Source organism: Novosphingobium sp. Leaf2 (genome assembly GCF_001421325.1).
In the GTDB taxonomy this organism is placed as follows: Bacteria; Pseudomonadota; Alphaproteobacteria; order Sphingomonadales; family Sphingomonadaceae; genus Novosphingobium.
Genome location: NZ_LMJY01000016.1, coordinates 384,545 through 397,394, shown reverse-complemented (window position 1 = coordinate 397,394; position 12,850 = coordinate 384,545). Strand labels below are relative to the sequence as shown.

General features: G+C 64.8%; 12 protein-coding genes and 1 pseudogene. 8 read left to right on the top strand and 5 right to left on the bottom strand.

Going from position 1 to position 12,850, the window contains the following annotated elements:
- The first annotated feature begins 375 nt into the window (after positions 1-375).
- Genes ASE49_RS11240 through arsH form a run of 4 tightly spaced genes read left to right on the top strand, consistent with a single transcriptional unit; the run spans position 376 to position 3,186 of the window.
- The gene (locus tag ASE49_RS11240) at positions 376-705 is read left to right on the top strand and encodes an ArsR/SmtB family transcription factor (protein WP_056771992.1); all 330 of its coding nucleotides are present in this window, start codon (positions 376-378) and stop codon (positions 703-705) included.
- A gap of 10 nt (positions 706-715) precedes the next feature.
- Positions 716-1,144, top strand: a complete 429-nt coding sequence (arsC, locus tag ASE49_RS11235; RefSeq protein WP_082456412.1) for an arsenate reductase (glutaredoxin) — start codon at positions 716-718, stop codon at positions 1,142-1,144.
- A complete protein-coding gene (locus tag ASE49_RS11230) occupies positions 1,144-2,430 on the top strand; it encodes an arsenic transporter (protein WP_056771987.1) in 1,287 nt (428 codons plus the stop codon). Before arsC ends, ASE49_RS11230 begins: the two co-directional genes overlap by 1 nt.
- On the top strand, positions 2,431-3,186 hold the full coding sequence (gene arsH, locus ASE49_RS11225) for an arsenical resistance protein ArsH (protein WP_056771984.1): 756 nt from the start codon (positions 2,431-2,433) through the stop codon (positions 3,184-3,186).
- Between the two features lie 198 nt (positions 3,187-3,384).
- Here the strand turns inward: arsH and ASE49_RS11220 are convergent, their stop codons facing one another.
- The gene (locus tag ASE49_RS11220; protein WP_056771981.1) at positions 3,385-4,692 is read right to left on the bottom strand and encodes a GGDEF domain-containing protein; all 1,308 of its coding nucleotides are present in this window, start codon (positions 4,690-4,692) and stop codon (positions 3,385-3,387) included.
- Entirely contained in the window at positions 4,689-5,438 is a 750-nt protein-coding gene (locus ASE49_RS11215; RefSeq protein ID WP_235522948.1) for an alpha/beta fold hydrolase, read from the bottom strand. Before ASE49_RS11215 ends, ASE49_RS11220 begins: the two co-directional genes overlap by 4 nt.
- Positions 5,439-5,598: 160 nt before the next feature.
- Here ASE49_RS11215 and ASE49_RS18935 point away from each other — a divergent pair.
- Positions 5,599-5,772 (top strand): annotated as a pseudogene (locus ASE49_RS18935) (hypothetical protein); the annotation flags it as partial.
- 16 nt (positions 5,773-5,788) lie between these two features.
- On the opposite strand, the gene ASE49_RS11210 reads toward ASE49_RS18935, so the two are convergent.
- Positions 5,789-7,198 carry a sensor histidine kinase gene (locus ASE49_RS11210; RefSeq protein WP_056771975.1) on the bottom strand — a complete coding sequence of 470 codons (1,410 nt, stop codon included), beginning with the start codon at positions 7,196-7,198 and terminating at the stop codon, positions 5,789-5,791.
- Complete coding sequence (locus ASE49_RS11205) at positions 7,188-7,841, bottom strand: response regulator transcription factor (RefSeq protein WP_056772406.1); 654 nt, start codon at positions 7,839-7,841, stop codon at positions 7,188-7,190. Before ASE49_RS11205 ends, ASE49_RS11210 begins: the two co-directional genes overlap by 11 nt.
- A gap of 109 nt (positions 7,842-7,950) precedes the next feature.
- Here ASE49_RS11205 and ASE49_RS11200 point away from each other — a divergent pair, with 109 nt between their 5' ends.
- From ASE49_RS11200 to ASE49_RS11190, 3 genes are read left to right on the top strand one after another with little or no spacing between them, the layout of a single operon-like run.
- A complete protein-coding gene (locus tag ASE49_RS11200) occupies positions 7,951-9,039 on the top strand; it encodes an ABC transporter substrate-binding protein (RefSeq protein WP_056771972.1) in 1,089 nt (362 codons plus the stop codon).
- A complete protein-coding gene (locus ASE49_RS11195) occupies positions 9,036-10,529 on the top strand; it encodes an OprO/OprP family phosphate-selective porin (RefSeq protein WP_056771969.1) in 1,494 nt (497 codons plus the stop codon). The genes ASE49_RS11200 and ASE49_RS11195 overlap by 4 nt, the downstream gene beginning before the upstream one ends.
- A 34-nt stretch (positions 10,530-10,563) precedes the next feature.
- The gene (locus ASE49_RS11190) at positions 10,564-11,865 is read left to right on the top strand and encodes a CitMHS family transporter (RefSeq protein ID WP_056771966.1); all 1,302 of its coding nucleotides are present in this window, start codon (positions 10,564-10,566) and stop codon (positions 11,863-11,865) included.
- Positions 11,866-11,897: 32 nt separating this feature from the next.
- On the opposite strand, the gene ASE49_RS11185 is transcribed toward ASE49_RS11190, so the two are convergent.
- A complete protein-coding gene (locus ASE49_RS11185) occupies positions 11,898-12,806 on the bottom strand; it encodes a LysR family transcriptional regulator (protein ID WP_156370271.1) in 909 nt (302 codons plus the stop codon).
- Positions 12,807-12,850: the final 44 nt, after the last annotated feature.

Below are 12,850 nucleotides of genomic sequence, written 5' to 3'. Positions count from 1 at the left end.
CATCGAGCGCGGTATAGGGCAAAGCCGGTATTATTGCCGTTTTCCTCCTGCCGGTTGGGCTGGAGGTTGTCTTCGAGCTGACGGGCTTGGTGATGTTGCAGTAGGCAGCCAGCGTGGCATCAAACACGATCAGCAAGGCAGCGGCGTAAGCATGGAAGGATTGTCCGAGCGCGCACATGGCGCGGTAGGTGCCATTCGCCCGCGGGCGCCTCACGACCAGGATGAGCCATTCATAGGCGCGGCCAAGGATGGCATTTTTAGCCGAAACCTGCTCTTCGTGAGAACGCTCTGTCCGAGGATGAGCGGCGATCGGAAAGTTATCGGAAAATCCCGATGCTTCTTGACTGCACCAATCCCATCGGATAATTCCGATGCATGGAAACTTACGCCTCTCTCGAAATTCTGGGTGCTTTGGCGCATCCCACTCGGCTCGATGCTTTTCGCCTGCTTGTTCGGCACGAACCTGATGGCCTATCGACCGGACAGCTCGTCGAGGCTTCCGGGCTGACCCAAAGCACATTTTCCACTCATTTGGCCGTGCTCGTGAAAGCCGGACTCGTCCTTTCGGACAAGCGCGGTCGCCAGCAGATCCAGCGTGCGAACATCAGCGCGCTGAAGGGGCTCATGCTCTTTCTGGCCAAAGACTGTTGTCAGGGGCGATCCGAACTTTGCGAGCCGCTCGTCGCCGAACTCACCTGTTGCTGAAGGGTTCACCGTGGCTACTGACATCATCATCTATCACAACCCGGACTGCGGCACGTCGCGCAACACGCTGGCGATGATCCGCAATGCGGGCCTTGAGCCCCATGTCATCGAATATCTCAAAACGCCGCCCTCGCGCGCTCTGCTGGTCGAGTTGATCGACCGCGCCGGGATCGGCGCGCGCGCCCTGTTGCGCGAGAAGGGAACGCCCTATGCAGAGCTGGGCCTGGGCGACACCGCTTTGACGGATGACGCGCTGGTCGATGCGATGATGGCGCACCCGATCCTCATCAACCGGCCTCTGGTCGTCTCGCCTCTGGGCGTAAAGCTGTGCCGTCCGTCCGAAGCCGTGCTTGATCTGCTGCCCACCGGTCAGCTCGGCACGTTCGCCAAGGAAGATGGCGAGCAGGTGGTGGACGCCTCGGGCCAGCGCATCGCCTGATGCTGCTCGCTGTCCTGATATTCGTTGCCACGATCACGCTTGTCATCTGGCAACCCAGGGGTCTCGGCATCGGGTGGAGCGCGCTGGGTGGCGCGGCGGTGGCTTTGCTTCTGGGCGTTGTCTCACTATCGGATATCCCGGTGGTGTGGGGCATCGTATGGAACGCGACGGCTGCGTTCGTCGCGATCATTATCATCAGCCTGCTACTCGACGAAACCGGATTTTTCGAGTGGGCCGCGCTCCATGTCGCCCGATGGGGCAAGGGCAATGGTCGCCGCCTGTTCGCGCTGGTCGTGCTGCTGGGCGCGGCCGTTTCGTCCCTCTTTGCGAATGACGGCGCGGCGCTGATCCTGACACCGATCGTCATCGCCATGCTGCGTGCACTGGGATACGGCGACAAGGCCACGCTCGCCTTCGTCATGGCAGCCGGGTTCATCGCCGATACGGCAAGCCTGCCTCTGGTCGTGTCAAACCTCGTCAACATCGTGTCGGCCGACTTCTTCGGTCTGGGCTTCGGCGAATATGCGAGCGTCATGGTGCCGGTCGATGTGGCGGCAATCGCCGCGACGCTGGGAGTGCTGATGCTGTTTTTCCGGCGCGATATTCCGGCGACCTACGACATGGCGGCGCTACGCGCGCCACGTGAGGCGATCCGCGACGCCGCGACCTTCCGCGCCGGGTGGATCGTGCTGACGCTGCTGCTGATCGGCTTCTTCCTGCTCGAACCGCTGGGCGTGCCCGTTAGCGCCGTCGCCGCTGCCGGCGCAATCCTGCTGCTTGCGATTGCGGGCAGAGGGCACGTGATCCAGACCCGCAAGGTCATGCGCGAAGCGCCGTGGCAGGTCGTGATCTTCTCGCTGGGCATGTATCTGGTCGTCTATGGCCTGCGAAATGCCGGGCTGACCCACCACCTCGCCGCACTGCTCGATCAGACCGCCCAGGGCGGCGTGTGGGGCGCGGCGCTGGGAACCGGCATGATCGCGGCGGCCCTGTCGTCGGTAATGAACAACATGCCGACCGTACTGGTGGGGGCGCTGTCAATCGACGCCGCGCAAGCCACGGGCGCGGTGAAGGAAGCCATGATCTACGCCAATGTGATCGGCTGCGACCTCGGACCCAAGCTCACACCCATAGGCTCGCTTGCGACCCTGCTGTGGCTCCACGTTCTCGGCCAGAAGGAGATCAGGATCGGGTGGGCCTATTATTTCCGGGTGGGCGTGACGCTCACTACTCCTGTCCTGCTCATCACCCTCGCCGCTCTCGCCTTGCGGATTGGATTAGCCTGAATGCCTCTTCGTAATCTCCATGACGCCGACAGCCTGCCGGCGCTCGATCCCGCCTATATCCACCAGCGGCCCGCATCTGGGCTGGGCGCGCTGGACCCCGCCCCGCGCATCCTGCTGCTCTATGGCAGCCTGCGCGATCGGTCCTTCTCCCGTCTTGCCGTCGAGGAAGCTGCGCGCCTTCTGCGTCTGTTCGGCGCGGACACCCGGATCTTCGATCCCTCGACGCTGCCGCTGCCCGATCAGGTAGCGGGTGACGATCATCCTGCTGTCCATGAGCTGCGTGAACTTTCTATGTGGTCCGAAGGCCAGGTATGGTGCAGCCCGGAACGGCACGGGCAGATTACCGGCATCATGAAAGCGCAGATCGACCATCTGCCGCTGGAGATGAAAGGGATGCGGCCGACGCAGGGACGCACGCTTGCCGTCATGCAGGTGTCGGGAGGATCGCAATCGTTCAACGCGGTAAACACGCTGCGCCTGCTCGGCCGCTGGATGCGGATGTTCACCATTCCCAACCAGTCGTCCGTGGCAATGGCCTACAAGGAGTTCGATGAAGCGGGCCGCATGAAGGCGTCGAGCTATTACGACCGGATCGTGGACGTGATGGAAGAGCTGGTGCGCTTCACTGTCCTCATGCGCCCGCACGCGCAGCAGCTTGTCGATCGCTATTCGGAACGCAAGCAGCAGGGTGTGCCCGTCGATCCGACAACTGACCTTTCAGCCATTGCTATCTCAGGCAGGTCCGGCAGAAACTGACGGGTTCCGGCGGGAGCAGTCGTTCCTTGCAGGTAGCGCGATTCGGGCCTGCGCTGCGGGCCAGTTGCACGGTCCTTTGCGATACGATCGGGGGTATCGGCCAGCCGTTTCTGCGGATGCACGCCGTTGCGTATGGCCGTCTCTAGCGGCCAACACAGGGCGGTAACGCGTTTGCCGCTACGGTCGGCCTGGCGCGGCTTATGCCATGATCACGCGGTTTCTTCCTGCTTGCTTGGCCCGGTAGAGAGCAGCGTCGGCGCTCTCGATGAGGCTTTCCAGGATTCCGCTGATCGCCGGGTCGGTGGTTTTCGTGGTCGCCCCGCCGACGCTCGCGGAAACGGTGATGGCGATCTGGCCGATCAGCACCGGTGTGCTGGCAATGGCGTTGCGTAGCCGTTCGGCAATCACGGCGGCTTCGTTTTCCGTGGTGATCGTCAGTAGCCCGATAAATTCCTCGCCGCCGAACCGGGCGAAGAGGTCCCCCTCGCGCAGGACATCGTTGCACCGGCCTGCGACCGCCTTCAACACGGCGTCACCCACCGGGTGGCCGTGCGTGTCGTTGATCTGCTTGAAGTGATCGATGTCGACCATCAGCAGCGCTACGGCGCGCTCTGCAGTTGCGGCGGCGGTCAGGATCTGCGCAGATTGCTCCTCGAAGTGTCGCCGGTTCGGGAGGCCGGTCAACGGGTCCGACTGAGCCAGCCCCCGCAGCGTGGCGGCAATGCGCAGTTCTGCGGTGACGTCGGTGAAAAGCCAGATCCGCCCGTGCTGTCCATCGCCGCTCACCGGATGGGTGTCCACTTCGTATGTCTTGTCGCCCAGAACCCAGTGATGGGCGGCAGCAAAGTGCACATTGCCGACCCGCGCCGCATAGGCGGCTTCCAGTTCGGCATGATTGGCGCACCGCTCCCGCAACGCGCGCATCGGAGCCGCCAACTCGCTTGCCCGGTGCGATCCGGGCCGGCACGCAAGCAGCGCCGCCGCGCGTTCGTTGATCATCGCGCTTTGTCCGTCACCGTCGAACAAGACGATGCCTGACGGGACGCTTTCCAGCAGATCGTTGAACTGGTCGCGCATGGCGACTTGCCTTACCGCCTCCCGGCGGGCGGCAAGGGTGCTGGCGACACTGCTGGCCAACAGACGCACATGCTCGATTAGCGGCGCAGGCGAGGGGGCGTGAGCCCATAACAGCAGCAGGCCGCTCTTCGGGGCATGCTCGGCCGGCGCGGGCACGAACAGGAGGCTGGCCGGCATTTCGGGCAAGGCATGGATCACTGCCGTGGGCAGCCGAAAGCCGCTGGCGGCGGCAGGGATGGCCGACCATGCGCTATCGAACAGCCCGCTTCGCGAGAGGTTGAAGCTGCTAAAGGCGTGCGGCGGGGAGGAGGCCACGGGGGACGCGCGCCCCGCCTCGTCGACCTCCAGCGCCATGACGAGGTCCGCTTCGCATGCGACCCGCGCAAAGCCGCACAGCTCATACAGGGCCTCGTTCGAAGAGGGGTTCACGATACGATCCCTGCCAGCCTGTGCTCAAGAATGCGACGAACCTCATCCGGGGCGGTGATGTGTGGAAGATGGCCGGAGGCGTCGATCACATCCAGGGTTGCGTCCGGCATCGCGGCCGCGAGCCATTCTCCGACCTCAACGGGCACCGCAACGTCGGCGGCGGTCTGGATCAGATGTACGGGCGTGGGAACGCGCCGTGCGGTCTTGCGCATGTCTGACCCGAAGATCGTCCGCGAGGTGTTGAGGGCAACGTCCGGCCGCATCTGAAAGAGGGTGCGGGAGAAATCGGCTACCGCCTGGCTGTCGTCAACGCCGACGACCACCGGCGCGAAGCCCGCCACCCATGCCTGGAAGTTGGCGGCCATGCTTGCGAACAACTGGTCCAGACCCGCCTGCTCGAACCCGCCGACATACGCGTCATCGTTCAGGTATCGCGGGGAGGCGCCGATCATCACCAAGCGCGAAAACAACTCCGGGCGCGCGCAGGCTGCGGCTGCGCCGATCATGCTGCTCATGGAATGGCCAATGTAGACGCAGCTTTGCACACCGAGTTCGTCGATGATTTCGATCAGGTCGTCGGCGTATCCGAACATCGATCCATGTCGGTTGAAGTCGTAGCTGTCAGCGCCGGCTGGTCCGCATCCTGCCAGATCAAACGAGATGAGGTCGAACCGATCCTCGAACCAGGGCCGCAAGGCCGACCACGCGTCCTGATCGGTCCCAAAGCCATGCGACAGGATTGCCACAGTCGGCCCCGCACCACTCCTGCGGCCATGCAATTTCGCGAAGCAGCTCACGCGTTTTCCATCAGAAATTTATCTACATGAAAACGCGTAGGCTGAATACGGTTAAAGCTTCAACCGCGATCAAACGGGTTCCGCTGTCGGGAACGCAGAAACTTGGCGAATTCGCTGGTCAACAGCGCTGGCCACGGGTTTTCCCGGCGCTGGCTCAGCTCGCCCAGCGGCTGAGTGTAAGAGGCGGGCTTCCTCAGCTCACATCGTTATCCTGCGCGACGCAAAACTCTGCAAGACCTTAGGCGGGAGCTATTCCGCGAATGAACTTACGCCTGAACAGTATTCCGCGCGGTTTGGCCCTACTGCCGGCTTTCCAATGATCGCTTCGGAAACCGCACAAGAATCGCGGTTCCGATGGCGCCTTCGCCGATCTCGACGCTGGCGCCCATGCGCGATGCTGCGGACCGCACGATGGCAAGGCCCAGGCCCGTGCCATCGGGCCCTTGCGCTGCTTCGAGGCGGACGAAGCGTTCGAAGATCGTCTCGCGCTTGTCCGGCGGGATGCCTGGGCCGTCGTCGCCGACCGTGAGCACGGTCTCGCTCGCCCGCTGCAGCAGCGTGATGGTGACCGTGCCACCGGGCCGGTTGTAGCGGATGCCGTTGTCGACAAGGTTGGCGATGATCTCGAACGTCAGCGTGCGGTGGCCGGATATGACATAGTCTTCGCCATCATCCGCATCCAGATTGAGTTCAACCCCTGCACCGATGGCCTGGTTGATGAGGCGGCCAATGATGGCCGCGCTGACTTCCCTGAGATCCACGGATTCCAGCGGCGCGGAAACACCGGCTTCCTCGGCACGGGCGAGCGCGAGCAGTTGCGTGACCAGTCGCTCAAGCCGCGTCACCGCATCGCCGATCTCGTCCAGCGCTTCGCGCGATCCGCGCCGGGCCAGCGCAACCTGAACCTTCAGCACGGACAGCGGCGTACGCATCTGGTGCGAGGCATCGGCCGTGAAGCGGCGGACCCCGCCGGTTGCATGGTCCAACTGCGCCAACAACTGGTTAAACGCGGTTGCCAAAGGGCGCAATTCGCGCGGCAGGGGACCACTGTCGAGCGGCGAGAAGTCCGGCCGGCTGCTGAGTTCCCGCGATTCGACCGCGCCGCGAAGCCGGGCGAGCGGCCGCAGGCTCCAGCTCAGAGCGGGGCGCAGCAACAGCGTGGCGACCCCGACGAGTGCCAGTTCGGCGATCAACAGCGCATCCAGAAGGCGTCTGGTCAGCGCCTTTCTGTTGTCGAGCGTTTCGGCGATCTGCACGATGACCGGGCTATCGATCCGGGGCAGCATCCGCTTCACCTCGCCAATGCGGATATCTTGGCCTCGATAACGGGCAAAGCGGAATCGTGGCTCGTCGGTGGTCAGCGTTGCCGGATCGGGCGCGGGCAGGTCGGCATAGCCTGTGAGCAACTGGTTGCCCGCGGCGATGCGGTAATACACATTATCGCGCTCGCTGTTTTCCAGCATGCCGAACGCGGCGGGCGGCAGGTCCAGCGTGACCTCGCCCCGTTCGACCTCGACGGTTTCGGCAATGGCGCCCAGTGCACCGCCAAGCACGCGGTCATTGGTGCGGCGCACGACATCGGCGATCAGGGCGGCGCCGCCGATGCCGATGATCGCGGCGACCGCCAGCAGCGGCCCAAGCATCGCCGCCAACAGCCGGGTGCGCAGCGCGATCGCCCGGTGCGGCCCACCGCCCGGTTCAGCTGGCATCTAGCATATAGCCAACACCGCGCACGGTACGGATGCCCGGGCCGTCGGGCGCCAGCTTGCCCCGCAGCCGCGTGACATGCACTTCGATCGCATTGCCGCCGACCGGCTCGTCGAACCCGAAGACCTCCCCGATCAGCAGTTCGCGCGGCACCACCTGACCGGCGCGGGTGGCAAGCGCCTCCAGCACCGAAAACTCGCGGCGGCGCAGGTCCAGCGGGCGACCCGAAACGTCCGCCATGCCCGTTGAGCGATTGATGGTCAGCGCACCGACAGTGATCTCGGGCGTTGGATCGCCTCCACGCCGCCGGCCCAGTGCCCGCGCGCGGGCCTCCAGTTCTTCCGGTTCGAACGGCTTGCGCAGATAATCGTCGGCACCCAGGTCCAGTCCGCGCACCCTGTCGTCCAGCGCGTCGCGCGCCGTGAGCATCAGCACCGGGACGCGTGAGCCGCGCCGGCGCATCTCGGCCAGCACCGTGAACCCGTCGATGTCGGGCAGTCCCACGTCCAGGATCACCAGCGCGTAAGGCTCGCCGCCGACGACCGACAGGGCATCTTCGCCCGTGGCCACATGGTCGACAGCATGGCCGCCCGCGCGCAGCAGGGCCGATATGCTGCGCGCCAGGGCCGCGTCGTCTTCGATGATCAAAATGCGGATAGGGCACCGGATGCTGAAAGGTTGATGACAGGTTCCCTTCGTATCCCACCCTCGGATCTTATCCGAACGTAGAGACGGAAAGTGAGGAGATGGAGCGATGCCAAGGGTTATTCTGAAGATAGCGATGGTGGCAAGCCTGTCGATGCCGGGCGTCCCGGCGATCGCGCAGCAGCGCCCGACCGGCTATCCCCGCTCCTACGACCAGCTGATCGCCGACGCGCGCGCCGAGAGGCAGGTGAGCATCTACGCCAATGCCGACCAGGCCGAGGTTGCCCCGATCATCCGTGCCTTCCAGCGCCGCTACCCCGGCGTCACCGTGCGTTACGCGGACTTGGGCTCGACCGAGATTGCGCGCCGCTTCGTTGTCGAAACGCGGGGGCGGAAGCCTTCGGCCGACCTTGTCTGGTCGTCGGCGATGGACCTGCAGGGCAAGCTGATCAACGACGGATTCGCGCAAGCCTATGCCAGCCCGGAAAAGCCGGCTTTGCCCGCATCGGCGGTGTGGAAGAATATGGGTTTCGGCGTCACGGCCGAGCCGATCGGCTATGCCTACAACAGAAAAGCGATCCCCGACGCGCGCGCGCCGCGCACCCATGCCGCGCTCGAAGCGCTGCTGCGGCGCGATCGCAAGACGCTGACGGGCAAGGTCACGACTTTCGATCCGGCACGCTCGAATGTCGGCTATCTCTACTTGGCCGAGGATTTCGCAATCACGCGCGATACCCGCTCGCTGGTTGAAGCGATGGCGGCAACCCGGCTGGTGCTCGCTAGCACGACGGAGCCCATGTTGCGCGCCGTGGCCGAAGGGCGGCAGGCGATCGCCTATAACGTCATCGGCTCCTACGCGCTGGAGCGGGCGCGGCACGATCCCAGGATCGGCGTGATCTTTCCGCAGGACTATACGATCGTCACCTCACGCGTTGCCTTCATCGCGCGCAATGCGCGGCATCCCGCTGCGGCGAAGCTGTTCCTGGATTTCCTGCTCTCGCGCCAGGGGCAGTCGCTGCTCGCCCAGCACAGCCTCTGGCCAGTGCGCACCGATATCCGCAGCCGTCGCCTGCCCGCCGCGCAGGTTCGCCCGATCCGGGTCGGGCCCCAGCTTCTCGTCAATCTCGACCGCCTCAAGCGCCAGCGCTTCCTGCGCGACTGGAATGCGATCCTTACTTCCGGAGCCCGAAGCCGATGACATCTTCCCTCCTGCGCGGCGGTTGCGCCGCGCTGGCACTGATCGCTGCTACACCCGCACTGGCGGCCGAGGCGCTCACCAACGCCGATCTGGCTGACCTGGTGCGCGCACAGGCCGCACAGATCGCGACGCTGAAGGCCCGGCTCGACAAGCTGGAAGGGCACAATGCCGCCATGGCCGCGGCCCAATCCGCACCCGCGCCCACTCCCGCGCCGCAAATGGCGCAGCGAGAGGCCGCACCGCCCCTGAAAGTCAGCCCGTTCGCGCCGCAGATCGTGCCGCCCGGCCCCGCCGACATCGACGTGGCACAGGCGCGCGCCATCGCCGCGAACGAAGTCGGCCTCAAGACTGAATGGGGTGCGGGCCTGCCGGTGTTCCGGTCTGCCGATGGCGTGTTCACCTACAAGCCACGCGGGCGCATCCTGGTGGACGTCAGTTCGACCGGGGGATCGAAATACCAAGGCCGCAACACCACCACGACGGGCATGCGCGCGCTCCGCCTGGGCCTGGAAGGGGGCGTCGGGCCGCACTTCTTCTATCAATTCGAAACCGACTTCTCCGAAAACGAGGTCGATATCGTCACCGCTTTCATGGGCTGGCGCAACAAGATCAGCAACAAGATCGATTATGACGTGCGCGTCGGCCATCTGTTCAACGATCGCAGTTTCGAGGGCAGCACGGGGTCCGACTCCACGCCGTTCCTGGAGCGCAGCACGGTATCGACCGCGATCATTCCGCAGCGCGGATTCTATGGCATCGGTATCATGGGCCGGATGTTCGGGCCGAACTGGCACGCTTCGGTCGCGGTCACCGGTGACCGGGTCGATGGGGAGCAGGCGACCAACGACAGCCGCACCGTGTCGGCGCGCGCGCACTGGAACCCGATCAAGACCGACACATCGCTTCTGCATGTCGGCCTGTGGGGCTTCGACGAAGCGCTGTCTTCTGCAGCGACGACGTTGACGCGCAACACCGTGATTGGCGGACGGTTCAACGGTGCGGTTCGGGTGAGTACGGGCGAACTGCTGGGTGGCCGGTCGACCACCGGTTATGGCGTCGAACTGGGCGGCTATACCGGCGGCCTGTGGGTGATGGGCGAGGCGGGCCAGCGCATTGCGCGGCTCGACGCTGGGCGACCCGATTTCAAGAGCAAGGCGTGGAGCGTGTCCACCGGCCTTTTCCTGACCGGCGAGCTGCCCCCCTACAACCCGCGCCTCGGCAGCTTCGGCCAGCCCAAAGTGCTTGATCCGGTGCTCAGCGGTGGGACCGGCGCGATCGAGCTGACCGCGCGCTATGAAAATCTCGACTACACCGACCTGATCCTGGGCGGCGATGGCTGGGCCGCGACGCTGGGCGTCAACTGGTATCTCAACAGCTTCACGCGCTTCCAGCTGAACGGCATCCAGTGGCACACCGACAATCGCTCCGGCGCCTATACCGGCAGCGACGACGGCCAGACCGTTTCCGCCCGCGTCGGCGTGACCTTCTGATCCTCATTCCTCCAGTTCTTTCAAGGACGCAGCGATGAACCTCGCCCTGCTCGGCTTCCTTATGGTCGCCACATTCATGACCCTGATCATGACCAAGAAGATGACGCCGCTGGTCGCGCTCATCGTCATCCCTTCCGTGTTCGGCGTGATTGCCGGGCAGTCGGCGGGGCTGGGCGACATGATGATCGAGGGGATCAAGAACCTGGCGCCGACCGGCGTGATGCTGCTGTTCGCCATCCTGTTCTTTTCGACCATGACCGACACCGGCCTGTTCGATCCGCTGGTCGGGCGGCTGATACGGATCGTGCATGGCGATCCGATGCTGATCCTGATCGGCAGCGTGGTGCTGTGTGCGCTCGTGAGCCTGGATGGCGACGGATCGACTACGTACATCATCACCATCGCCGCCCTGCTGCCGCTCTACAAACGGTTCGGCATGAACCGGCTTTATCTCTGCTGCCTTCTGATGGCGACGAGCGGGGTGATGAACCTGACACCCTGGGGCGGTCCCACCGCGCGGGCCGCCAGCGCGCTCAAGCTGGACCCGGCGACGCTGTTCCTGCCATTGATCCCTGGCATGCTCGCGGGCCTCGCGTTCCTGATCGGCCTGGCTGTCTGGTTCGGCCGCAAGGAACGCAGCCGCCTGGGCCAGGTCAGCGTCATGGAGACGACCGATGCGGCCAATATGGCCGTGTCGCAATATCCCGAAGCGCGCCGTCCGCACCTCATCTGGTTTAACGGCGCGCTGGTCGTGGCGTTGCTGACCCTGCTGGTGTGGGGCCTGCTGCCACTGTCGGTCCTGATGATGATCGCTTTCGCCATCGCCATGATCGTCAACTATCCCAGCGTCGCGCAGCAGAAAGAGCGGATCTCCGCGCACGCGGGCAATGTCCTGTCTGTTGTCTCGCTGATTTTCGCCGCGGGCATCTTCACCGGCATTTTGGGTGGCACCGGCATGGTGGAGGCGATGAGCAAGGAAGTTGTCGGGGCCATCCCGCCCGTGCTTGGCCCCTATATGGCGCCGATCACCGCGTTGCTTAGCCTGCCGGCCACCTTCTTCATCTCGAACGACGCGTTCTATTTCGGCATGTTGCCGATCCTGGCCGAAGCGGGCGCCCATTATGGCGTCGAGCCGATTGCGATCGCCCGCGCGTCGCTGATGGGCCAGCCGGTCCATCTGCTCAGCCCGCTGGTGCCGTCCACGTATCTGCTCGTCAGCTTGGCGGGCATCGACCTTGCCGACCATCAGCGCTTCACCCTGCTACCCGCTGTCGGGGTGTGTGTGGTCATGACGCTGGTGGGCATGATTGCGCTGGCCTTCCCCTTCGTTGCCTGATCGCATCGGGGGCGGGCTGACCGGCCACGCTGCTATTTCCCCGCGGTCATCTCTGGCCGCGCAGCGATCAGGAAGTTGCGCATAACGATTCCCGTGTCGCCCCGCCGGTAGGCGAGCGCCAGGCGCACGCTGGCCTCAGCACCCTCGATGTCGCGATAGGCGATGCCGTCCAGCGCCATGTGGCGCATGGAGGCGGGGACGATCGATACGCCGAATTCGGCCGCGACCAGCGCGAGGATCGATCCTATCTGCGGCGCGGGTTGGCCTAGCAGTGGCTCGAACCCCGCGGCACGGCACGCCTCGACCGCCACGTTGAACAGGGTGCGGCCCGCCTCAGGCGTTGTCAGCACCAGCGGCTCGTCGCGGATCGCCGCCAGCGGCAGCGCGTCGGCGGACGACTGCGCCAGCGCATGGCTGGCCGGCAGCACCAGCACCATGCCCTCGTCCACAACCGTATCCAGCACGACATCGCTGCTGTCGACCGATGGCGGACGCAGGAAGGCAATGTCGATCATGTCGTCTTCCAGCGCCCGGGCCAGATCGATGCTGTTCTGTTCGACCAGCTTCAGTGCGATGTCGGGCCAGCGGCGACGGAACTGGCGGATGGCATTGGGAACGGCGCTGTGGAATTTGGCAGAGCCGGTGTAGCCCACCCGCAGGGCGCCGGTTTCGCCACGTCCCGCGCGCTGCGCGGCATGGATGGCATGCTCCACGATGCCGGGTATCTGTTCGACCGCGCGGCGGAAGGCGATGCCCGCCTCGGTCAGCACGGCGCCTTGCGGCACGCGATGGAATAGCCGCACACCCAGTTCATCCTCCAGCGCCTTGATCTGCGCGCTGAGCGGCGGCTGAGCGATGCCCAATTGCTGAGCGGCGCGCGTGAAGTGCCGTTCGTCGGCGACCGCCAGGAAATACCGGATGTGGCGCAGTTCCAGCTTCATACGCCCGGCATATCGAGAATGGCCGAGCGATATATTGGCATATT

Coding starts and splice junctions, on each gene's coding strand:
- ASE49_RS11240 (WP_056771992.1), top strand. CDS start 376: ATGGAAACTTACGCCTCTCTCGAAATTCTGGGTGCTTTGGCGCATCCC.
- ASE49_RS11230 (WP_056771987.1), top strand. CDS start 1,144: ATGCTGCTCGCTGTCCTGATATTCGTTGCCACGATCACGCTTGTCATC.
- arsH (WP_056771984.1), top strand. CDS start 2,431: ATGCCTCTTCGTAATCTCCATGACGCCGACAGCCTGCCGGCGCTCGAT.
- ASE49_RS11210 (WP_056771975.1), bottom strand. CDS start 7,198: ATGCCAGCTGAACCGGGCGGTGGGCCGCACCGGGCGATCGCGCTGCGC.
- ASE49_RS11200 (WP_056771972.1), top strand. CDS start 7,951: ATGCCAAGGGTTATTCTGAAGATAGCGATGGTGGCAAGCCTGTCGATG.
- ASE49_RS11195 (WP_056771969.1), top strand. CDS start 9,036: ATGACATCTTCCCTCCTGCGCGGCGGTTGCGCCGCGCTGGCACTGATC.
- ASE49_RS11190 (WP_056771966.1), top strand. CDS start 10,564: ATGAACCTCGCCCTGCTCGGCTTCCTTATGGTCGCCACATTCATGACC.
- ASE49_RS11185 (WP_156370271.1), bottom strand. CDS start 12,806: ATGAAGCTGGAACTGCGCCACATCCGGTATTTCCTGGCGGTCGCCGAC.